Source organism: Actinoallomurus sp. NBC_01490, from assembly GCF_036227085.1.
Taxonomy (GTDB): Bacteria; Actinomycetota; Actinomycetes; order Streptosporangiales; family Streptosporangiaceae; genus Actinoallomurus; species Actinoallomurus oryzae.
In genome coordinates, this window is record NZ_CP109433.1 from 5,264,926 (window position 1) to 5,287,401 (window position 22,476).

Genomic DNA, 22,476 nt, shown 5'->3' on the forward strand with positions numbered 1-22,476 from the left:
GGCCGGCCTGGCCTCTTGGCCGCGGCAGTAACGGCTCCAGCCGCGCCCACTGCGCATCACTCAGGTCGAACCGCCTCGTCGCCGCTAGGGTGGCCACGAGGCCTCCGGTGAGTTGTTGATGCGCCAGGTACGGCACGCCGCTGCCCGAGAAGGCGCTGGTCGCGCTGCAGGTACCTAAGCCGAGCCCCGCGGCAGGCGAGGTCGGGTCATACGCGGCTCATGCGAAGCTACTGTAAGCGCGGTCACCGGCCGGGGGTGACCGTACCGGGCAGTCCGGCAGTGCCGTGAGCAGGTCGTAGAGCTGACGCGCGTTGCGGGGGGCGTAGTCGCGGTAGGCGTTCTTCATGATCACGTGTGTGCTGGATGCCTGCCGGGCGAGTTCGCAGATTCTGGGTGCCCACTCCTTCAGCTCCCGCGGGGAGTACAGGTACCCGAAACGCTCGTACTTGTCGTGGCCGATCCATGCGTCGCTGCGTCCATGGAAGCGAACCTCCGCCAGGTCGGCGGTGACCGCGGCAACGGGCGGGATCGAGCACGGACGGCCTTGAGGCATGTCGACGCACACGTAGGGGATCGCATACGAGCGTAGGAAGTCGAGCGTCTCTTCCCGGTTCTCCTCGGTCATCCAGGTCCGGTTGCGGAACTCCACCGCGATCGGCAGCGGCTCGCAATGCCGCTTGCACTCCAGGATGTGCTCCTTGTTGCGCTTGCCGATCGGGAACCAGCGTGGGAACTGGAACAGGACCGCCCCGAACTTGCCCGCCTCCCACAGCGGTGCCAGCGCGGTCACGAAGCGTTCCCAGACCTGCTCGACGACCGCCGTCTCGACGTCGCGGATGTAAAGATTCTTGGCATCTAGTGGGAGCGCCCTGCGCAGGTCCTTCGGAAACGCCGTTACGCGCGTGGGATGACATGTGAGGAGGGAGAACGCTTTGGCGTCGAAAGTGAAACCCTCCGGTGTGCGCTGCGCCCAGAGCCGCGTCGTACGCTGCGTGGGCAGTGCGTAGTAGGTCGAGTCCACCTCGACGAGGGGGAACCGGCTCGCGTAGTAGCGCAGTCGCTGCGCCGGCGTCCGGACATCGGGCGGGTACCAGCCCGACTCGAGCAGCGACTCGTCGGTCCATGACGCCGTACCGACCAGGACGTCACCCATGTTCCCACCTTAGGCGGATCGCCGACCCCGTGCGCGGAGCGTGGTGTGCGGAGTGCGGCCAGGTGATCTGTGGGCAACTGTTGCCTCCAGGCCGGTGAGATCGGGGTTGCGGATCCGCCCAATCGAGCATGACCGGTGTGGCGGGCACGGGGCGCGGGTAGCCAATAGCGGCGCGTCCGCGCAAGGGCGGGCGGTGCTGTACCGATTCAACTGGCCGGATCCGGATGGTTGGTGCCCATGTCAGGAGACATGCACGGAGCGAATACCCCGTCCTCCTCGGGCAGCTCTGATGCGGGGACGGCCTTGCCGGGTCACGACGGGCCCGATGCTGTCATCCGACTGCTGGTCAACTTGGAACACGTTCTTCTCTATATAGTCGCCTTCGGCCTTCTGGTGGTGGGCGCGGCTGTCCTGGTGTCCTCGACCGCCTCGGCCATCCTTCAACATGGATCCTGGACTGGACGCCTGATCACCAGCGTCGAACGAATCCTGCTTTTCTTGATCATCATGGAGATCTTCATAACGATCCTGACCCATGCTCGCGGTGGGCGTATTCAGCTGGAGTTCTTCATCGTGATCGGCGTCATCGCGCTCGTGCGGCACATCTTGTCGGTCGTCGTCAGGCTCACGATTCCGACGTCACCGCCGGCGAGCCGACCGCAGCTCTGGGACCTGGCGGTCGACGCTGGGGCCGCCTTCGTACTGGTCGTCGCCCTCGCGATCGCGCGCTGGTCCGCGCGGAGGACGGATGTCGCGTGACCGTCGGGGTTCGCGGCCGCCCGCGACCATCGCCGCCGCTGATGCTCCAGCCGTTACACAATCTCGCTGCCGCACGTAGGCCAAGACCACGGAGCCCCCGGGTGCAACATGCACTTCATCGCACGACGACTACAAACGACGACTGCCCCGTGGGATGAGGTTTCGCTCGCTTGCTGTGGGCGGCGGGCTCTGTGCATGCGCGGCGTGCTGTAGGCCAAGTGCCGCGTTCCCGGTCGAGCACGTCACTATCGTGGGCACCGGCCTCGGATCCAAAGAGACCGTACTCGGCCGCTTGACGCTGGGCCGGGTTCTGGTCGCCGGGGCAGTTGCGGGCGGCTGGATCGGCTAGGCGAACCGTCAAGAGACTGACGAGCCAGAGCCCCGTTGGCCAGCGCTGGCGGTGAACTGCCGGACGGCTCTGGGGACAACGTTGGTCATTCCACTGCGTGATTGATGCGCGGACTCGGGCGGTGGCCGAGAGGCCCAGAAAACGATGGAGATCTTTTACGGTTCGGCGTGCACGTCCTCGGGACTCTTGTCGGGGCGGAGGCCGCGCCAGCTCGGGTGCCGGAGCATGCCGTCGGCGGTCCGCTCGGTGTAGGCGACCTCGCCGACGAGTTCGGGCCGTACCCAGTGGGCGTCTCGCGCGTGGCTGCGTGGTACGTCGGTGGCGAATGGGCTCGTCTGGCGTTCCAGCGGCTCGAGCGTGGCCGCGAGGTCGCGCAGCATGGTGTGGGTGAACCCGGTGCCGACATTGCCGGCGTACTCCAGTCCTCGCTCGCCGGGGATGCCGACGAGCAGCGATCCGATCATGTCGGTGCGGCGGCCCTTGCCGGGCCGCCATCCGCCCACCACAACCTCCTGGTGACGGACGTTTTTGATCTTTAGCCAGTCGTCGGTCCGCCGTCCTGGCTGGTAGCGGGATTGTAGGCGCTTGGCGATTACGCCTTCGAGTCCCTGCCCGACGCTGGCCGCCAGCACATCTTGGCCGCTGTCCCTGAACCACGGCGGAGTCCGGATGCTCCGTCCGGATAGGGCGAGATTCTCCAACGTCGCGCGGCGTTCGGTATACGTCAGGTCGAGAAGAGATCGATCGTCTAGGTGCATCACGTCGAATACGTAGTACTTCACCGGTACGGTCTGGAGGAGATGTTCGGTCGGCCGCAGCACGTGCATGCGTGATTGCAGTAGCCCGAAGTCCGGTCGGCCGTCGCGGAGGGCGACGATCTCCCCGTCGAGCACTGCCAGCCGTCCAGCCAGCTTCACGAGCTCGGCGAGCTCCGGATACGAACCGGTGATGTCCCGGTCGTTGCGGGACAACGCCCGTATGCGCCCGTCCCACACGTAGGTGACCGCCCGGGCCCCGTCCCACTTGAACTCATACCCCCAGCGATCGTCGTCGGTCGGCAGCCTGGGTGTAAGAATCGCCTTCATCGGCCGGATCAGTGGCAGGTCTCCCATCGATGACACTTCGGAGTGCTACCCGCAACCGGTCGGTCCTGACCAAGACGACGTCCGCTAAACGACGAAGTCGCAGGTCAACGCCATGGCCGAATAAAGGACAGCCTTCAGGGGGCAGTATGGGCATCGAATCCGGACCGGAAGAGAGCGGCGCGTGCTTGTGATGCGACCGGGCTTCTGCGTACGGCAGGCGGGCTGTTCCGCCACTCCTGATGCTCCGGCGGCGAGTCGTACGAGCATTGCGGGGGGACGCGCGTGCTAGATGTACTCGGCCGTGAGGTTGGTGACACGCCGGGTTGGTGGTTGATCGATGAGAAGACCTCCGAGTGCGGTGGAGATAGCCGTCTTCACCCGTCTCGGAGGTCTTCGTGGCCCACGCTAACGCCCGGTTGACGTTCCTTGGCCGCTGTCTGCTCGTGGAGCGTGTCCGCGGCCAAGGCCGCCCCATCGCGCACGTCGCAAAGGAGCTGGGAGTCTCCCGGCAATGCGCGCACCGCTGGGTGCGGCGCTATGACGAGCACGGCCGGGCCGGGCTGGTCGATCGCTCTTCCCGGCCGCATCGCAGCGGTACCCGTACCCCCGCCCGCAAAGAGGCGCACGTGCTGGCCGCCCGGAGCCGGCAGCGGCGTGGGCCGGCGTTCATCGCCGCCACCACCGGCGTGCCCGAACGCACCGTCACCCGGATCCTGCGCCGTCACCACGTGCCTCGCCTGGCCGAGTGCGACCCGCTCACCGGCACACCCATCCGCGCCAGTCGCCGCACCACGCTGCGCTACGAACACGACCAGCCCGGTGATCTGATCCATCTCGACGTCAAAAAGCTCGGCCGCATCCCCGACGGCGGTGGCTGGCGCGCCCACGGCCGCAGCGAACCAGTCCGAGGACGCGGGATCGGGTACGACTACCTCCACACCGCCATCGACGACCACTCCCGCCTGGCCTACACCGAGGCCCTGCCCGATGAGAAAGGCACCACCGCGGCCGCTTTCCTGCTCCGCGCTGCCGCCCACTTCAACGCCCACGGCATCGACCGCATCCAGCGCGTCCTGACCGACAACGCCTGGTGCTACCGCAACAGCCGCGACTTCGCCGCCGCCCTGGCCACCCTGGGCGCCCGCCACAAACTCATCCGCCCACACTGCCCCTGGCAAAACGGCAAAGCAGAACGCTTCAACCGCACCCTGGCCAGCGAATGGGCCTACCGGCAGGTCTTCACCACCAACACCCAGCGCACCAACGCCCTGGCACCATGGCTGGAGTACTACAACACCCAACGCCCCCACACCGCACTCGGCGGCCACCCGCCCATCACCCGACTGTCACCAACGTGACGGCCGAGTACAGCTAGAGCATCGGCAGCGGCTGATGAACCATGTCCAGATGGACAGGGCCTCGCTGATCTATCAGCTCACGACGGCGAGTCCCGGCTCCGGCCGACTCTCGGTCGGCAAGCTGGCGTCGGGCGGTTCCGGTAGACGGTCCAGACTCCGCTGACCGACGGCTTACTCCGTCAAAGCCCGAGCCTCTATTTCGCGAACTGAGGCTAACCTCCTCTAGCGCGGGTGGGGCTGAAGGGACCAGATGAGCGGATGAGGCGCGCGCCAGCTGTCGTTTGGTCGATGGTGGCGGGACGGAAGGCCCTGTTCCGGTGCGGCTGTGCGGCCGGAGGATGGCAAGAAGTGAACGGAGGCCTGATCATGCGTACCAAGACCGCTCAATGCGTCCTTGACGATCTCGATCAAGCCGTGGCCGCAGTGATCTTCGGCGTGGATGGTGTGATTGTGGACACCACCCGAGCCTCGGCTGCGGCTTGGAAGTCGGTGCTCGATCCGTTCCTGCAAACCTATGCGCAAGTACACAGGACGGCGTACGTCCCGTTCGATGCCCGCGCCGACTACCTGCGGTACATGCGCCGTAGGCCACAGTTGGATGGGGTGCGCGATTTCCTCGCCTCCCGCGCAATCACCTTGCCCTACGACGATCTGCGCGCCCTCGCGGTGCGTCACGAGGAGTTCTTTCTCGGTGAGGTGCGCAAGCACGGCGTCTCACCGGTCGCCTCGACGGTCTCCCTGGTGCTCAAGCTACACCGGTGCGGAGCGGGCACCGCCGCGGTCTCCGAGCAGTGCTGCGGTTCTGAGCTGCTCAGGAGGGCGGGAGTGGCGGAGATGTTCGACGTGCTGCTGGACGGGTTGGACACTCCCGGTACCGCGCTTCCGGCCCGTCCGGACGCACGCCTGTTCCGGGAGGCGGCGGCGAGGCTGGGCACACCGCCGAGACGGACGGCCGTCATCGAGGCGTCGCCCTCCGGCGTGGCGGCGGCCCGGTGTGGTGGTTTCGGCGCTGTCATCGGCGTCGATCCGGCTGGTGGGGCGTCGAGGCTGGGCGAGCACGGCGCAGAACTTGTCATCGCGGACACCTCGGAGCTCCCGCTACATGAGCGACGCGTCGCCTGAACGACGGGCGCCATCACAACCTGGTGCGTCGGCCACGAGGGCTTCGATCCCCCTGGGGAGAAGCGTTTGCGGGAGGCGCTGTGCACGCCTGGCAATGGCAACTTTGCCACCTAGGGGCGGCCCCGGAGGCGGCGGTCGAGAACGCATTACCCGGTAACTGAATCGCCGGGTGTTATGACCGGATGTCGACGCGGACAACATGCAGGTGTCCATGGACGATGGGGTTCTGACGCTTCGCATCCCTAAAGCGCGCCAGTCCCAGGGCCACCGCATCGAGATCGGCGGCGGACAGCCCAAGGGCAAGGAGAACAAGGCGAAATGCAGCATCTGAAAGGCGGGGCGGGAATCTGAATCAGGCGGCCTGTTGAGCGGCGGCGGCCCTGGGCGACAGGTCGGCGAGCTGCAGCCGGCGCGCGGGCTCTTCGGGCACGGCGATCCGGCTCGTGACACGGGGGCCGGGGCCGACGTGGAGGAGCTCACCGGGCTCCAGCAGGCGCCAGCCGAGGCTGTCGTCCATCGGTTCGCTGGCGATCACCACGGCAGGGACGCGGGCCATGTCGGCGCAGTGCACGCGCATGCGGCCCGCCGTGCCGCTGTGGTCCAGATGGCGGGCGCCGTGGTGGCCGCCGCCGGGACGCTGAAGCACGTACAGCTCATGGGTGTCGGGGTAGCGAAGCGCCCAGAGTTCCTCCGCGCTCGCGAGGATCAGGTTGAGGGCGTAGAGCCGCAGATTCCGGGCCACCCACCGTGCGGCGCATTCGATGCCGCCGGCGACGTCACTACGCTTCCTGATCTCTCGGGTGATCAGCGCGAAGAGGCGCTCAGAGTCGGTCTCTCCTTCGACCATGGCCAGGTCCGTACCCAACTCCGCGTCGAGTTCGTCCAGATCCTCGATCACCCCGTTGTGCCCGAACAGCCGTCCGTCCTGCTCGAACGGCTGGGTGTTGCGGTACGCCACTCCACCGGTGGTCGCGTAGCGTAGGTGGGCCACAAAAACGGCCGATTTCACCTGCTTGGCCTGCTCGGCGAAACACTGGTCCTGGTAGGCGGCGATGGGGGTCTTGTAAACACGAGGGGTCCTGTCGGCGTCGAAGAAACCCAGGCCGGCCCCGTCAGGATTGCGATGACTCTGGTCGCTGAGACTGTCTGGTGCGTCCAGCAGCCAGAAGGTCGCGCAGGTGCGCTCAGGGGCGCTGCTCATGCCGAACAGACGGCACATATCACGACCTCTCTTACCGGACGACCGGCGTTAGTGATGGAAACTTGTCGCGTCGGCAGGGCCGTGGAAAGGCGCTGGCTGACGGCGTAGCCACGGGAGGAGGCTCCGCAGATCCTCCACGAGCCGGTCGGCCAGGTCGAGTGAGAAGCCGTTCCGGCACACCACGCGCAGAACCCCCAAATCCTGGCGGTTCGCCGGGAAGGTGTAGGCCGGCATCAGCCAGCCGAACTCCCGCAGCCGCCGCGACACGTCGAAGACGCTGAACCGGGTGACGTCGTCGGTGGTGGCGAAGGCGAATACCGGCAGCTGGTCACCACGCGTCAGCAGCCGGAAACAGCCGAGGGCTTCGATCTGCCCGGCCAGGTACATCGCCACCTCCCGGAGGGCCCCCTGCACTGCGCGGTAGCCCTGGTGGCCCAGACGCAGGAAGTTGTAGTACTGCGCGATGACCGGGGCGCCGGGCCGGGAGAAATTGAGAGTGAACGTGGGCACTTCACCGCCCAGGTAGTTCACGCGTTCCACCAGGTCCTCCGGCAGTGCGTTGCCATCGCGCCAGACCACCCAGCCGATTCCGGGATACACCAGCCCGTACTTGTGACCCGAGGTGTTGATCGAGGCGACCCGGTCCTGCCGGAAGTCCCATTCCAGCTGTGGCTCCAGGAATGGCGCGATCATGCCGCCCGACGCGGCGTCCACGTGAACGGGCACGTGCCAGCCCGTACGCTCCTGCAGTGCGTCGAGCGCGAGGCAGATGTCGGCGACCGGCTCGTAGCTGCCGTCCATCGTCGATCCCAGGATGGCCACTACGCCGATCGTGTTCTCGTCGCACGTCGCGGCTGCCTGTTCCGCGCCCAGGTGGAACCGGTCTCCTTCCATCGGTACGACACGCGCGTCCACGTCCCAGTAGTTGCAGAACTTCTTCCAGCACACCTGGGCGTTGGCGCCCATCACCAAGTTGGGGCGGGCGCCAGCGGCGTGGCGAACGGCGTTCCGATGCGTCCAGCGGCGCTTCAGCGCGATTCCGCCGAGCATGCATGCCTCGCTGGACCCGACGGTGGAGGTGCCGACCGGGTGCTCTTGGCCGGGGACGTTCCACAGTCGGCCCAGCATCGCGATGCAGCGCTGTTCCATTTCGGCCGTCGCTGGATATTCGTCCCTGTCGATGAGGTTCCTGTCGGCGGCGTCACCCATGAGCGCGCGGGCTTCCGGCTCCATCCACGTGGTCACGAAGGTCGCCAGGTTCAGCCGGGGGTTCACGTCCAGCATCAGCTCATCGCGGATCAGCCGCGACGCGGTCGACGGCGTCGTGGGAGCATCCGGCAACGTGTGCCGTGGCAGGACCGTCTTAACACCGGAGACCGGGTCGGCCTCTCCGAGCAGCGGGTTCACCGAGATCGGTCGTCGCCGGCCGTGCTCGCCCGTCTCCGACGCCATTGTCGCTCCCCCCCTGACCGGCGCTACCGGGGAAGAGTCTGGCAGGCGGCCATTACAGGTCGGGCAGGCGGCGGCAAAGCGGGGGTATGGGCTCTGTTCTGGCACGTGGCGTCTCGACATCAGGTCCGCATGAGGCAGGTCAGCCGGACCAGCGTCCGCGCGGCACGAAACCCACGAAACCGGCTCTGACGATCATTCTGGATTCGGGATAGGAGATCGTCCACAAGGGCCAGAGCCTGATCGCCCGGTGCGGGCAGCTGCGCCATGCGGGGCGGCGGGAGCTGCAACCCGTCGAGCGATGCGGGACTTCAGGCGGCCGGCCAGACCATCGGGGGCACTTCACCGGAATGCTTGCCCAAGCTGGGGCGCAACGGGTCTACGTCCCGACGTCATCCGCGGCTTGGCTCAGCGGCCCCTCGGATCGACCGCCTGGACGATCTCCCCGCCTTCGCGAGCAATCATCTAATTTCGAACAGTCGTTCGGATTTGCGGCGGCGTGCTTCGTGCTATTGCCGTAGGTAGGTCCGGCAGCGCCAAGGGGTAGGGGAACCTCATGCGTACCAGCTGGAATGGCGCGATCTCCTTTGGGCTGGTCACGATCCCGGTGAAGCTGTACTCCGCGACCGAGCCGAAAGATGTCGCGTTCCACCAGGTCCATCGCAAGGACGGCGGCCGTGTGAGGTTCAAACGGGTCTGCACCAAGTGCGGTCAGGAGGTGCCGTACTCCGACATTGCCTCGGGGTATGAGCTGCCGAGCGGTGAGATCGTCGTGTTGACCGACGAAGACCTGGCCAACCTTCCGTTGCCCACCAGCCGCCGTATCGATGTGTTGCTGTTCGCGTCGATGGAGCAGGTCGACCCGATCTTCTTCGACAAGCCCTACTATCTGGAGCCGGAGGCCCAGGGCACCAAACCGTACGTACTCCTACGCAACGCTCTGGAGAACTCCGGCAAGGTGGCCATCGCCAAGGTCGCTCTGCGGCAGCGCGAGTCGCTCGCCATCCTCCGCGTGCGCGAGGGTGTCGTCGTGCTCGAGACGATGTTGTGGCCGGATGAGGTACGCGAACCCGACTTCATGTTCCTTGAGGAGGACGTGGACGTCCGCCCTCAGGAGCTACAGATGGCCTCGTCGCTGATCGAAACGATGGCGGGTGACTTCAAGCCGGATCAGTACGAGGACGCTTATCGCAAGGCCCTCCAGCAGCTCATCGAGGCGAAGATCGAGGGCAAGCAGATCGTGCCACCGAAGCCGGAGGAACAGGTGCCGGCGGCCGCTGACCTGCTCAGCGCGTTGCGGGCCAGTGTCGAGGCCGCCAAAAAGGGCCGGCCCAGGGACGAGGCGAGACGGGACGGCGAGGCGGGGGAGAGGGAGGAGATCCGAGAGGTCGAGCAGGGCCAGGGCGCCAAAGCCAAGGCGAAGGGCGGCACACGCAAGTCCGCCTGAGCGCAGGTGCGGGGCTGGAGGCAAGAGGGCCGCGTTCAGGCAGCAATATCATGAGCCGCTTATTCAGGAGTCAGGGCCGGCTCTGAAGCGCATGGGGCTGGAGAGCAGCGATCACCGATGAGGCGCCTGCCCGGCGTACAAGCACATGTTCATCATGGCGCTGGTAACGGCGGCCGGCAGGGGTCCTCGGTCACTGCGGCGAGGTTCTGGTTTGGTATGCCGTCGAGGAGGCGAGGTCGCTGCGGCGATCCGTGATTCTAAGGAGCACTGACGCCTTCCGGCCACCCGCCGCACGGCACGGACGCCGTGCGGCCTGGTCTGGCCGCGCTATCGGCCGTTCCGCGCCCGTCCCAGATGCGCGGAGAACCAGTCCCGGGTCAGGCGCGCGATGCGCTCCAGCGTGCTGGTCTCCCCGAACAGGTGCTGAACATTTGAGACGATCTCCAGCCGCGCGTCACTGTTGAGCAGTTCCATCGCCTGACGGTTGTACTCAATGATCACGGGGTCGCCGCACCTGACGATCAGCAGCGTGGGCTGGCGTACCTCGCGCAAGCAGTCAGCGGCCAGATCCGGGCGTCCGTCGCTGGAGACGACCGTCCGGATGCCCGAGTGCCGTGCGGCGGTGCACAGTGCCGCCGCGGTGCCGGTATCGGCGCCGAGGAACCCGAGGTCAAGGCCGTTGAGGCGCTCGTCCGCCGACACCCACTCCAGCACCGCCTCCATCCGCCCGGTGAGCAGGCCGATGTCGAACTTCAGTCGGCCCTCCCGTACGTCGCGTTGCGCCTCCGCCGACGTGAGCAGGTCGGTTGTGACACTGGCCAGGCCGGCGCTTCCTAGGCTGGTGGCGATGTAGCGGTTGTCCGGGTCGCGGTGGCCGCTGCCACTGCTTAGCGCGAACACCACCGTGCCCTGCGGCCGGTCGGGGACGACCAACTCCGCGTCGAGCACGGCGCCTGTCGCCGGAATCCATCGGTTCTCCGTCACGACGACCACATCGCCTCTTCTCGTCAGAGCGTGGACGGGTAAGTCTCCGGTGCCTCGTCCCGCTCTCACCGGCTCGACGACACGCTTCTCGTCGATGTCGATGACGGCGTCGAACTGGATCGCCGGACGGGGCCCGGAAGTAGGGGCTGTACCGTTCGGTCTACGGCCGGTAGACGACGCCGATCGTCCGCTCCAGCCGAGTGGACTGCCTCGCCTCCACGACCGACGGGGCCGAACTGGATCACGAACTCTTTGCCGGTCTCGTCACGGAAGATCTCCACGTGGGTCGGCACCCCGAACTCGCGTACCAGGAACCCGTGATCGGCCAGCACGCGCCCCGCGTCCCGCCGATCACTGAGAATGAGTTCCGGCATGACCCGTCACCGCCGACCTCGGGCTGGTCGCAGGACGCCGCGCCGGGAGTCCCGCGACCTGCTGTCTCTTCGACCCTACGCCTCGCTCACCGGCCGGACCGGTTGGGTCATTCCAGCTGGTCGAGTATGCCGTGTAGGTGGGCCGCCACGAGTTCGATGTCGCATGTACCCGCGCTGTGCGACACGGACCTCCGCGGCGACCTCACATCGGTGGCGTCGGCTCCTGGTTGAGCGTGTCGGTGATCAGCAGGCGATGGATCGGAAGATCTCGGGGACGGTCGGCGGGGCTTCCCACGAAAAGCTCGTGGGTGGCGGCCATCGTGATGTCGGAAGCGGCCCCCTGCACGAACAGGACACGCACCGCCTCCTCGAGGGTGCCACTACGGGCGTGGCCAAGGTGAAAGGAGGTATTGTGTCGGGGTCACAACCGGATAAGGGCGATGGCGTCTCGCACGATCCGGATGGCGCTTCAGTGCCTGCGCCTGCTCCTCTAGATCACCTGGTGATCTGCAACCGTTCGCAGTCTCCTTGTCGCTGATCGGGGGAGTTCTACGTCGGGCAGCATCGAGGCTTGTGGCGTTATGGCTCTTCTATCTGATTTCGTCCGGATTATCGGTTTAGCAAGCCTTTGGATCTCGTCGCATGACCTTGATGTGGGCGTCGATCGGGTCAGATAACGGTCGGATCGGCTGGCCTGATTCAAGGCGCGGTGGCCGGTGGGCGTTGAAAAGTCCTCGTATTCGACGATGGCCTCGGCGAACGGAGCCGTGTCGCCGTCGCGTCCGGCCTGGAGGGACCCAGTCGGTAGCGCGTCCGATGATGTGATGTGAGGTGTGCGGGGCCCGTTGCTGGGCTCAGGGGAATTGGGGCCCATCAGGCGTCCAGAGCGAGATTGCGACGGCATGGAGCATGTGGGTGGCCCTCGTGGTGAAAGGAGATCCCGGAGGTCGAGGGGACGGGACCGAAGGTTCGTCGCCGGTCGGGAACGGTCTGGGGGACGCCAGCGCGGCGATTAATGCGCAGCAGTTTGTTAGTCAGAGCAAGTGGTCTGGGTGGGCTATTGCCCTGGTGTCTGGATCAGTATGCACGTCACGCGCAGCTTACCGGTGACGCCACTGTTCTGATTGGGTCCCCTGTGAATGGAGATTGCACGCTGGCGGGAAGGGTAAATAATCCGTCGTTGTGTTGACGTGGGCTGCATGGGTGAGAAACTCGAAAAAGGGGATGTGCCTGCGGGGATTGTTTTCCGGCTGGGCGCTCGACGACATGCGGCCACTGGCCGCTTTTCGTGATCGAGGGAATCGGGGTTTCGCTATGAGAGGCGTGGTGTATGAAGGGCCGCGGACGGTGAGGGTCGAGGACGTGCCGGACGCGAGGGTCGAACGGCCGACGGACGCGCTGGTGAAGATAACCAGCGCCAACATCTGCGGCTCCGACCTGCACATGTACGAAGGCCGTACGGACCTGGAGGCCGGTCGGGTGCTCGGCCACGAGAACATGGGTGAGGTGGTTGAGGTCGGCGAGGCGGTGGACCGGGTCAAGGTCGGAGATCTCGTGTGCATGCCCTTCAACATCAGCTGTGGCTTCTGTGAGAACTGTGAGAACGGGCTTACTGCCTTCTGCCTCATCGCGAACCCGGATCCGAACATGGCGGGCGCCGCGTACGGCTTCGCGGACATGGGGCCCTACAACGGCGGGCAGGCAGAACTGCTCCGCGTTCCCTACGCCGACTTCAACTGCCTCGTCCTGCCGCCTGAGGCGGGGGAGCGACAGACCGACTACGTCATGCTGTCCGACATCTTCCCGACAGGCTGGCACGCCACGCAGCTCGCCTGCGTGCGGGCGGGAGAGACGGTCGCCATCTACGGCGCCGGGCCGGTCGGCCTGATGGCGGCGCTGTCCGCGACGCTCAAGAGCGCGAGCAAGGTCTTCGTCGTCGACCGGCATCCGGACCGCCTCCGGCTCGCGGAGGAGATCGGCGCCATCCCGATCGACGACTCGGAGGGCTCGCCCGTCGACCAGATCCTCGACCAGACCGACGGCGTCGGAGCCGATCGTGGCTGCGAGTGCGTCGGTTACCAGGCCCATGACCCGGAGGGGCACGAGCATCCGAACATGACCTTGAACAACCTGGTCAAGTCGGTACGTTTCACCGGCTCCATCGGCGTTGTCGGGATCTTCATTCCGCAGGACCCGCAGAGCCCCGACCCGCTGTACAAGGAGGGTGAGGTCGCCTTCGACTACGGCCTCTTCTGGTTCAAGGGGCAGAGCATCGGCAACGGCCAGTGCAACGTCAAGGCCTACAACCGCGAGCTGATGCGTCTCATCCGGACAGGCCAGGCCAAGCCGTCGTGGATCGTGTCGCACGAGCTGCCGCTGAATCAGGCGCCGGAGGGTTATGAGCACTTCGACCATCGCGACACCGGCTGGACGAAGGTGGTCCTCCACCCGAACTTCGGCTGACCCGCAGCGCCGCGCTGAATGACCAGACCCCGCGGGGCCGAACCGGCTCCGCGGGGTCGCCTGTCGGAAGGCGACCCGTCCGGCTTGATCTCGCCCTCCAACATCACGCCCTCCAGCAGCAGGTCCGAGCCGACGTTAGGGGCATGATCAGCCGCAGCAGTTTCAGTCTTGATAGCGCTCATGGCCGGGCATGCTCAGGGCGCGGCGTCGAGCGGAACGACGTCGATCAGCTTCTTGTTGACGAACTCCTGGATGCCGAGCCAGGACAGCTCTCGTCCGTAGCCGGACCGCTTGATGCCGCCGAACGGCAGCTCGGGCGCGGTCCAGGTGGGATGGTTGATGAAGACCATGCCGCTTTCGATGCGGTGAGCGATCTCCTTGCCGTGCTCGATGTCGGAGGTGAAGACCGCGCCACCGAGCCCGAAGCCGGTGTCGTTGGCGATGGCGATCGCCTCATTCTCGTCCCGGACGCCGAAGAACATCGCCACCGGGCCGAAAAGCTCCTGGCCGTAGACCGGGTTGTCACGGCTCACGTCGGTGAGGATCGTCGGCTGGACGAACGCTCCCGTCTCCGGCACCGGAGGGCCGACCTCGGTCGCCCGGGCACCGTGCTCGACCGCCTCGGTCACCTGCGCCTTCAGCTTGTCGGCGGCCGACTGGGACGACATCGGCGGTAGGGTGGTCCGCTCGTCCATCGGGTCCCCGGCGACCAGCCCGCTCAGGGCCGCGGTGAACTCATCGAGGAACTTGTCGGCGATCTGTTCGTGGATGAGGAGCCGCTTGGTGGCCACGCAGCACTGCCCGCAGTTGTTGAGGCGGCCCCATACGGCCCAGTGGACCGTCGGGCCCAGATCGGCGTCGGGCAGGGCGATCAGCGGATCGCTGCCGCCCAGTTCGAGGGTGGTCTTCTTGATCGCCTTGCCGGCGCGCGTCGCGACGACACTGCCCGCATGGTCGCTGCCGGTAAGGGCCACCCCCATCACGCGCGGATCGTCGATCACCTTCCCGACCTGCTCCTTGGTGACGAAAAGGTTGGTGTAGACGCCGTCCGGCGCACCGGCCTCGCGGTAGAGATCTTCGAAGGCCAGCGCGCACCGGGGGACGCTCGACGCGTGCTTGACCATGACGACGTTGCCCGCCATCACGTTGGGAACCGCGAACCGCGCCAGCTGGTAGTAGGGGAAGTTCCACGGCTGTACCCCGAACAGGAGACCCAGCGGGCTGCTGACGACGACCGCCTCGCCCTCACGCGTGTCGATTGGAACAGGCTTGAGGAAGTCCTCGGCGTTGTCGGCGTAGTAGTCGAATATGTCCGCGCTCAGGAGCACCTCTTCGACGCTCTCACCGATCAGCTTTCCCATCTCCAGAGTCATCAGGCGGGCGAACTCGTCCCGCCGCTCACGCAGGATCCGGGCCGCGCGTCTGGTGACGGCCGCTCGCTCGTCGAAGCTTCGCCGATGCCACTCCTCGTACGCCGACCGGGCACGTGACAGGGAGTCCTCGAGTTCCGCGTCGGTGATCTCCGCGAACGTGGCGACGACCGCGCCACTGTAAGGATTGATCGATTGATAAGGCATGACTCCCCCCGAATATGCCTATCTGAGGCTGATCCCCGCCTTGTCGACGGCCGAAACGGCGTCAGGAGAGCCCGAGGAGCATACGGATCTCCTCCTGGACGGCGTCCAGATCGCCGCTCGCGTCGACGACGAAGACCGGCGCCTTGCGCCGGAGCCGGTCCAGCAGGGCGGCGATGCTCTCCCGGTGGTCCTCGATCCGGGTAGTGAGCGCCTCGGGGGTGTCGTCCTCCCGCCTCTCGAGGCGGCCGCCGCAGGAGTCGCAGACGCCCTCACGCCGGGGCCGGCCTCCGATGAGGTTGTAGTCGAGGCCGCAGTCGCCGCACATCCGTCGCGACAGCGCACGGTCGCGAGCCTGCGCGTCGGGCACGTCGAGGCAGATGACGGCGTCGAGGTCGTACCGCTCGAGGAAGAACTCCGCCTGCCGCCGGTTCCGCGGGGACCCGTCGAGGACGAACCCGTGGTTCCAATCGTGCTGCTCCAGGCGCTCACGCATGATCCCTTCCACGAGCGAGTCATCGACGAGCCGACCGGCCGCCATGGCCTCCCGCACGCGTGCGCCGATCTTGGTGTGGTGGCTGACATGCCAGCGAAGGATGTCCCCGGCGCTGATCCGCACGAGATCGAAGTCGCGGGTCAGCAGGGCAGCGTGAGTGCTCTTGCCGCTCCCCGGCACTCCTACCAGCAGATACTTACGCACCATAAGACCATCACACACTCCATGTGTCGCGTGCTAGGAGGGCGCCAGGCGAGTGGCGGCGAGAATCCGTTCGTTTGCACGGCGTGAGGCTGCGGAGGGGGCGTTATGGCGGCTTTCGGCGTTCCGGGCGCGAGGAGGGTCCAGGCTTGAAACGTAGATCTCGGTGGGTCGCCGAGCGAGAAGGTCGTGAGCTGGCACGCCGGGAGGCGTTGTATCGGGGGCCCATGGCGTAGCCCGCCGACCGTACCGTCGTTGTGGTCGAAGACGGCCCTCTGTGCGCGGCCGGACGGCGGTTCGGTGAACGGGGCCGGGACCTGCCCCCATCGGTGGTGGTCATCTGTAGGGCACCATGTCGGTGCGGGGGGCGTGCCGTCGGAGTTCGACCTGGTGGGCGGACGTCATCCACATCGACGAGACGCGAGCGTCGAACCGCTCGAGTGCATCGGCCGATGGGAACGCGGCGAGGCCACTGAGACCAACCTCTCCATGGTTTGAAGACCAGCCGCCGGTCAGGACACGTCAGGCGGTGAACGAGCGGGCGACCGCCGCGAGCTCGTCCAGCGTCCGGCACGTCTCCTCGGCCGGCAGCGTGGGCAGATCGAAGAGCACCCGGTCGACGCCGGCGTCGGCGAGCCGGGCGACGACCTCACGCTCGCCCGGCACGGCGTAGACGGATACGGGGACCCGGCCCCGGCCGGTCTCCACGGCACGTCGCTCCAGCTCGGCGATCCTGCGGGCGATCTCCTCGGGCCCCAGCCCGTACGTCGGCATCCAGCCGTCGCCGTACTCCAGCGTGCGGTCGAGCGCCTTCGGCCCGTTGCCGCCCACGACGATCGGCGGATGCGGGCGCTGTACGGGTTTGGGCCAGCAGAAGATCGGGTCGAAGTTCACGAACGTCCCGTGGTACTCGGCCTGGTCCTTGGTCCAGATCTCCTTCATCGCCTGCACACGCTCGCGCAGCAGCGCCATCCGGGTCTTCGGGTCGGTGCCGTGGTTTCGCATCTCCTCCAGGTTCCAGCCGGCACCGATCCCGACGACGGCCCGGCCGCCGGAGACGTGGTCGAGGCTCGCGATCTCCTTGGCCGAGGTGATGGGATCCCGTTCGACCAGCAAGAGAATGCCGGTGCCGAGCAGGAGCCGCTCGGTCACCACGGCCGCCGCCGTGAGGGTCACGAACGGATCGAGTGTCCGGTAGTACTTTCGCGGGAGCTCGTCCTCCTCGGGCCATTGCGACTGTCGTTCGACGGTGATGTGGGTGTGCTCGGCGACGAACAGCGACGCGAAACCGCGTTCCTCCAGTGCCTCCCCGAGCCGCGACGGTGCGATGCCCTCATCGGTTACGAACGTCGCGACCCCGAATTCCATCTGGCCCCCCGGTTGTCCTCTAGAGCGACTCATTCCAGCCCGAACTCCCAGGCAAACGCGGCCGGACGCCGTGGAATGTAGTCCGGCCGGACTCTCGTTGTCGCTGGAGATGCTCGTACGAGCGTTGCGGGGGTGCACCGTGGACCTCAGACGGTCGAAGGTCAGGTTGAGTCGTGCCCTCGGGGTGGCGCTGACTCCGAAGGCGGCCCGGGTGATGGAACGCCGGCCGACCCGTCCCGGTCAGCACGGCCGCGGGCGGATCAAGGACACGGACTACAAGGCGCGGCTGCTGGAGAAGCAGCGGTTGCGCGCCCAGTACAACATCGGCGAACGACAACTGCGCCGCGCCGTCAAGCGTGCGGTACGGCGGCCCGGCCGAACGGGTGAGGAACTGCTGTGCGACCTGGAGACCCGGCTGGACGCCCTAGTACTCCGCGCCGGTTTCGCTCCGACCATCTACCAGGCACGCCAGGCCGTCAGCCACGGCCACATCCGCGTCGACGGGCACAAGGTCGACAAGCCCGCCTACCGGCTGAGCGCAGGTCAGGTGATCGAGGTCGCGGAGCGTAGCAAGGCCAAGACACCGTTCGTCATCGCCGCGACCGGTGAGTACGCCGCGGAGCATCCGGCGTACCTACGGGTCGACCAGGACGCTCTGCGGGCCCAGCTGCTGCGACCGCCGGCCCGCCCGGAGATCCCGGTCATCTGCGACGATCGGCTCGTCGTCGAGTACTACGCGCGCTGACAGCCGCCAGGCCACAGGGCCGGGGCGGGCGGTGAGGTCCCGGAGGCGTCCGGAGTCCGCGACCATGGCGCGTACCGTGTCCCGGGCGCACCGCAAGTACGGCTCATCCCGGCCGTCGTGCCGATGGCCTGCCGCCTCCCGGCCCCGGCTCGTCGGGGGCGGAACGGTACCCATCTATCGCCTCGCCGAGCCACGCGGCTCGCGCAGCGTCAGGGCCGCGTCGGGTGACGGACCGGTCCCTCAGGGCACAGGACCACCTTCGCCCGGCCGATGTCGTACGTCTCGGGAACCGCGGCACACGACTGCCTTCATGATGTCCCCCCGATGCGCGCGTGGTGACGCTTGTTCCCATCACGACACCCGGGCGGGCCGTCGTCGCAGGGCGACCTACCGCGGGATGCGGGGCGGCCGGGCGGTGGCTACGGTGGAGTCATGGCCGTATCGATCGGTCTCGCCGATGCGGGTCGCTCGGCGATCGAGGTTTCGCGTTGTCCCTGACCGATTGACCGAATACACGCTCGCGGGCGTGTGGTCGCGTTCATCGCACGCCGCCGAGACGCTCCTGAGCGGGGAGGAGCGACCGTGGACTACCGTGAGTTCATCCAGGTCATGCAGCGCGAGGGCGGCATCGGCGGCGACTTGGCCGAGCGCGCCGCGCGGGCGACCCTGGTGACGCTGGCCGAGCGTCTGTCGCCCGGGCAGGCGCGCGATCTCCTCGAACAACTCCCCGCGGAGATGAAGCCCTGGCTCCACACCCAACGCGCCGCCGAAGGCTTCGACATCGATGAGTTCCTGCGCCGCGTCGCCGAGCGCGAGGGGGTTGACGTCGAGACCGCCGAGCGGCACGCGCACGCCGTGTTCTTCGCGCTAGGGCAGGCGGTGAGCCGCGACGAGATCGCCGATGTGGCCGACGAGCTCCCCCAGGACTTCGCACCGCTGGTCGCCGAGGCCCAGTGCAGGTTCTTCGACGTTATGCCGCCCGAAGACTTCCTGGCCAAGGTCGCCGAACGCGCCGGCCTCGACGCCGACGAGGCGCACCGCGCTACCGAGGCCGTACTCGAGGCGCTCGCCGAACGCATCGCCGGTGGGGAGGTGGACGACCTGATCCCGCGGCTTCCCCTCGCGTTGCACGGTCCGCTCAGACGCGGCCGGGCCACGAGCGGCGGGGCGGCGCGACGGATGCCGCTCGATCGGTTCGTGGACCGCATCGCCGAGCTGGCGGGCGTGGACCCGCTCGAGGCGCGCGAGTACGCCCGGGCGGTCTTCGCCACGTTGCGCGAGGCGGTACGGGACGAAGAGTACTTCGACGTCACCGTCCAGCTGCCGCCGGACTACCACGTGCTGCTGCCGGAGCCATGATGTGCCCCCTTCCGGCGTACTGCACCGAGGAGGCTCACGGGCCGGCGACGATGCGCGGTCGTGCGGCCGAGTGGAGCGCCGCCCTCGATCTGCTGGCCGCGGCGCACGAGGGACGCTCCGGAGTCCTGCTCGTCGAGGGCGAGCCGGGCATGGGCAAGAGCCGTCTCCTCCGCGAGGTGACGCGTACGGCCCGTGCGCGCGGCTTCTCGTTGGTGACGGCCGGCATGCTCGAGCTCAGCCGGATACCGCTCGTGGAGTCGCTGCTTTCGGCCCTTGGCGAGGACGTGATCGCCGACGGCGGGGGACCGTCCGCCGAGCCGGACCGGCGTATGTGGCGGGTTGAGAGGATCCGCGCCGGTCTCGACGAACGAGCAGGAGCCGGTCCCGTGCTGGTTAGCCTCGACGACCTTCAGCTGGTGGCGCCGACGGCCCTCGTGACGCTGCGGGCCTGGATGTCACAGCTCACGGGCAGGCCCGTCGCCTGGCTGCTGGCCCGCAGCACTGTGAAAGCGGGGAAGGCCGCCGGCCGCCTCTTCGACCTCCTCGAATACGACGGCGCGCGGCGGATCACGCTGCCGCCCCTCGACGACGACGCGCTGACCGGGATCGTCATCGACATGCTCGGTGCCGTGCCCGATCCGGGGCTGGCGGCGTTCGTCCGTCAGTCAGGAGGCAATCCGTACTTGCTCACCGGGCTCATGGCCGGGCTGCGCGGCGGGAATGAGATTCAGACCTGCAACGGCAGCGCACGCCTCGTCGCGGTTCGGCTGCCGCGGCGGTTCCAAGCGGCGGTACGGCACCTGCTTGACCAGCTGAGCCCGCAGACGCGCCATCTGCTGACCGTGGCCGCGATTATGGGCCGCTCGTTATCGCCGGACGCCGCGGCCGCGGTGCTTGGCACGACCCCGGCCGCGATCGTTCCACGGCTCGACGAGGCGCTGTCGGCGGGCGTGCTCACCGTCGCGGGGGAGGAGCTGGCCTTCCGGCATGGCCTGCTGTGGCAGGCGGTCACCGACGCCGTTCCGGTTCCCATCCGGAAGGCGCTGCATCGGCAGATCGGCGACGTCCTGTTCGGCCGGGGCGGGCCCGCGACGGCGGCCGCGGCGCATCTGATGCAGGGGGTCCGCGCAGCCGATTCCCGTGGCCTCGCCGAGCTCGACCGACTGGTCGACGATGTCCTGCCGGTCTCACCGCGGACCGCGGCGGACATCGCGCTTCGGGTGGTGAGCCTCACCGATCCCGCCGAACCGGCCTGGACCGACCGCACGCTCACCGCCGTCCGCACGCTCATCGAGGCGGGCCGGCTGGACGAAGCCGCCGGTCTCGCCGAATCGGCCCTCACCCGGCCGCTGACCGCTGCCACCCATGCAGGCCTGTGCTGCCTCCGGTCGGAGATCCTGCACATGCAGGGCAGGGCGGCCGAGGCCGCGGCGGACGCCGCGACCATACTGGCCGAACCGGGCCTGCCGGACCGGCTCCGCGACGTCGCCGAACTCGTGCTACTCAACGCCCAGGTCGCCGACCGTGACAGCACGCTCGCGCGCCAGCACGCGCAGGCGATCGTCGAGGCGCCCGGCGAGCACGGCGACGCCCTCGTCACCGGGGCGTTCATCACGCTCGCGCTAGCCGCGTGGGACGCGGACGACCTGGCCGAGGGCCTGCGGCTCGCCCGCGAGGCCGTCCGCCGGGCGGCGTCCACCGACGCTTGGTGCCTGCATCCCCGGATGATCCTGGCGATGCTCCTGACCGACGTCCGGCGGCTGGACGAGGCACGTTCGGTGATGGCGAGCGCGGGCGACGATACCAAGGTGCGCGGACGCCTCGTGTGGGCGGCGGCGCCCGCCGTGCTCCGCGCCCGCCTGCATCTGGCCGCGGGCCGTTTCGACGACGCGGTCGCCGTGGCCGAGGCGGGCCTGGCGGCCACCAGCGGGCCGGGCCCGCACGTGCTGATGTCATCCGCGCTGGGGGTGCTCGCCGTCGCCGCGCTGCGGTCCGGGGACCCGAACGCCGCACAGCGGTACGTCGACCGGGCACGGCCGGGGCTGTCGGAGTACGGTTCGCCGCATGCGGAGGCCCGCTTCGCCCTCGTGACGAGCCAGATCGCGATGGCGCGTGATGGTGCCGGTGCTGTGGCGACGGCGCTCGCGGAACTGTGCGAGCAGGTGCCCGGACACTCCTGGGCGTTGGTCAGCGACCCGACCGCGGCGGCCTGGCTGGTACGCACCGCGCTCGCCCTGGACGATCGCGCGCGAGCCGAGATCGTGGTCGGCGCCGCGGAACGGCTCGCCCGCCACAACCCGGGCTTTCCCGCCGTCGCGGCGGCCGCAGAACACGCTCGCGGCCTGCTCGACGGGGACGCGTGCGCGCTGGACCGCGCCTCCATGGACCACGCCGACCCGTGGGCACGCGCGTCCGCGGCGGAGGACCTCGGCGCTTTGGCCGCGAGCCGGGGCACCGGGTCACGGCAGGCGGCCATCGCCGGCCTGGACCAGGCCCTGGCCGGTTACGACGGCATCGGCGCGGCCCGAGACGCCGCCCGGGTGCGCCGCCGGCTTCGCCGGTTGGGCGTGCGGCGCCGCCACTGGACACAGGGCGACCGTCCCGTCTCGGGCTGGGGCAGCCTCACCGACGCCGAGCGCCGGATCTCCGAGTTGGTCGCCCAGGGACTGACCAACCGGCAGGTAGCCGACCAACTGTTCATCAGCGTGCACACGACCGCCTTCCATCTCCGTCACATCTTCCGCAAGCTCCAGATCGGCTCACGCCTCGAGCTGGCCCGACGGGTCATGGAGGAGAACCGGTAACGGACGCCCCCCGATGGCGACCGGCCGGACCAAGGAGGAAGGACCCGTGTCGGCAGGAGTACGGCCGGGTATCCGCAAAGGGACGCCCCGTCGGCGACCGTACGCCCTTAGCCGGTCGCGGTGACCGTTGATCTACGGGGACAGTGACGCCGGTATGGGCGCCACTCAGGAGAAAATTGGGGGGT

At 67.9% G+C, this 22,476-nt stretch carries 17 protein-coding genes; 8 read left to right on the forward strand and 9 right to left on the reverse strand.

The window, feature by feature from the left end:
- Positions 1 to 217: 217 nt before the first annotated feature.
- Entirely contained in the window at positions 218 to 1,153 is a 936-nt protein-coding gene (locus OG417_RS24705; RefSeq protein WP_329260609.1) for a DUF72 domain-containing protein, read from the reverse strand.
- A 237-nt stretch (positions 1,154 to 1,390) separates the two neighbouring features.
- Here OG417_RS24705 and OG417_RS24710 point away from each other — a divergent pair, with 237 nt between their 5' ends.
- Positions 1,391 to 1,912, forward strand: a complete 522-nt coding sequence (locus OG417_RS24710) for a phosphate-starvation-inducible PsiE family protein (protein WP_329260611.1) — start codon at positions 1,391 to 1,393, stop codon at positions 1,910 to 1,912.
- A gap of 504 nt (positions 1,913 to 2,416) precedes the next feature.
- On the opposite strand, the gene ligD is transcribed toward OG417_RS24710, so the two are convergent.
- A complete protein-coding gene (ligD, locus tag OG417_RS24715; RefSeq protein ID WP_329260612.1) occupies positions 2,417 to 3,373 on the reverse strand; it encodes a non-homologous end-joining DNA ligase in 957 nt (318 codons plus the stop codon).
- Positions 3,374 to 3,741: 368 nt separating this feature from the next.
- Here ligD and OG417_RS24720 point away from each other — a divergent pair, with 368 nt between their 5' ends.
- Positions 3,742 to 4,704 (forward strand): IS481 family transposase, encoded by a 963-nt coding sequence (locus OG417_RS24720; RefSeq protein ID WP_329260615.1) that lies wholly within the window; start codon positions 3,742 to 3,744, stop codon positions 4,702 to 4,704.
- A 366-nt stretch (positions 4,705 to 5,070) separates the two neighbouring features.
- On the forward strand, positions 5,071 to 5,826 hold the full coding sequence (locus tag OG417_RS24725; RefSeq protein WP_329260618.1) for an HAD family hydrolase: 756 nt from the start codon (positions 5,071 to 5,073) through the stop codon (positions 5,824 to 5,826).
- A gap of 352 nt (positions 5,827 to 6,178) precedes the next feature.
- Here the strand turns inward: OG417_RS24725 and OG417_RS24735 are convergent, their stop codons facing one another.
- Both OG417_RS24735 and OG417_RS24740 read right to left on the reverse strand, forming a co-directional pair.
- Positions 6,179 to 7,045, reverse strand: a complete 867-nt coding sequence (locus OG417_RS24735) for a class II glutamine amidotransferase (RefSeq protein ID WP_329260622.1) — start codon at positions 7,043 to 7,045, stop codon at positions 6,179 to 6,181.
- Positions 7,046 to 7,075: 30 nt separating this feature from the next.
- On the reverse strand, positions 7,076 to 8,479 hold the full coding sequence (locus tag OG417_RS24740) for a glutamate decarboxylase (RefSeq protein ID WP_329260625.1): 1,404 nt from the start codon (positions 8,477 to 8,479) through the stop codon (positions 7,076 to 7,078).
- Positions 8,480 to 9,032: 553 nt separating this feature from the next.
- On the opposite strand from OG417_RS24740, the gene ku reads away from it, so the two are divergent.
- Positions 9,033 to 9,923, forward strand: a complete 891-nt coding sequence (gene ku / locus OG417_RS24745; protein WP_329260629.1) for a non-homologous end joining protein Ku — start codon at positions 9,033 to 9,035, stop codon at positions 9,921 to 9,923.
- A gap of 327 nt (positions 9,924 to 10,250) precedes the next feature.
- On the opposite strand, the gene OG417_RS24750 is transcribed toward ku, so the two are convergent.
- Complete coding sequence (locus tag OG417_RS24750; protein WP_329260631.1) at positions 10,251 to 10,907, reverse strand: dienelactone hydrolase family protein; 657 nt, start codon at positions 10,905 to 10,907, stop codon at positions 10,251 to 10,253.
- 576 nt (positions 10,908 to 11,483) lie between these two features.
- Positions 11,484 to 11,642, reverse strand: a complete 159-nt coding sequence (locus tag OG417_RS24755; RefSeq protein WP_329260633.1) for a hypothetical protein — start codon at positions 11,640 to 11,642, stop codon at positions 11,484 to 11,486.
- 986 nt (positions 11,643 to 12,628) lie between these two features.
- Here OG417_RS24755 and OG417_RS24760 point away from each other — a divergent pair.
- Positions 12,629 to 13,744, forward strand: a complete 1,116-nt coding sequence (locus OG417_RS24760; protein ID WP_329260635.1) for a glutathione-independent formaldehyde dehydrogenase — start codon at positions 12,629 to 12,631, stop codon at positions 13,742 to 13,744.
- Positions 13,745 to 13,938: 194 nt separating this feature from the next.
- Here OG417_RS24760 and OG417_RS24765 read toward each other — a convergent pair whose 3' ends face one another.
- From OG417_RS24765 to OG417_RS24775, 3 genes are all read right to left on the reverse strand, one after another.
- On the reverse strand, positions 13,939 to 15,321 hold the full coding sequence (locus tag OG417_RS24765) for an NAD-dependent succinate-semialdehyde dehydrogenase (protein ID WP_329260639.1): 1,383 nt from the start codon (positions 15,319 to 15,321) through the stop codon (positions 13,939 to 13,941).
- Positions 15,322 to 15,382: 61 nt separating this feature from the next.
- Positions 15,383 to 16,018 (reverse strand): adenylate kinase family protein, encoded by a 636-nt coding sequence (locus tag OG417_RS24770; RefSeq protein WP_329260642.1) that lies wholly within the window; start codon positions 16,016 to 16,018, stop codon positions 15,383 to 15,385.
- Between the two features lie 519 nt (positions 16,019 to 16,537).
- Positions 16,538 to 17,383, reverse strand: a complete 846-nt coding sequence (locus tag OG417_RS24775) for an LLM class F420-dependent oxidoreductase (protein ID WP_329260645.1) — start codon at positions 17,381 to 17,383, stop codon at positions 16,538 to 16,540.
- 109 nt (positions 17,384 to 17,492) lie between these two features.
- On the opposite strand from OG417_RS24775, the gene rpsD reads away from it, so the two are divergent.
- The 3 genes from rpsD to OG417_RS24790 all read left to right on the forward strand — a co-directional run bounded on the left by rpsD (position 17,493) and on the right by OG417_RS24790 (position 22,291).
- Positions 17,493 to 18,128, forward strand: a complete 636-nt coding sequence (gene rpsD, locus OG417_RS24780) for a 30S ribosomal protein S4 (protein WP_329262536.1) — start codon at positions 17,493 to 17,495, stop codon at positions 18,126 to 18,128.
- Between the two features lie 582 nt (positions 18,129 to 18,710).
- Positions 18,711 to 19,487: a DUF2267 domain-containing protein gene (locus tag OG417_RS24785; RefSeq protein WP_329260647.1), complete on the forward strand. Its 777-nt coding sequence runs from the start codon at positions 18,711 to 18,713 to the stop codon at positions 19,485 to 19,487.
- Positions 19,487 to 22,291: a helix-turn-helix transcriptional regulator gene (locus tag OG417_RS24790; protein ID WP_329260650.1), complete on the forward strand. Its 2,805-nt coding sequence runs from the start codon at positions 19,487 to 19,489 to the stop codon at positions 22,289 to 22,291. Before OG417_RS24785 ends, OG417_RS24790 begins: the two co-directional genes overlap by 1 nt.
- Positions 22,292 to 22,476 lie beyond the last annotated feature (185 nt).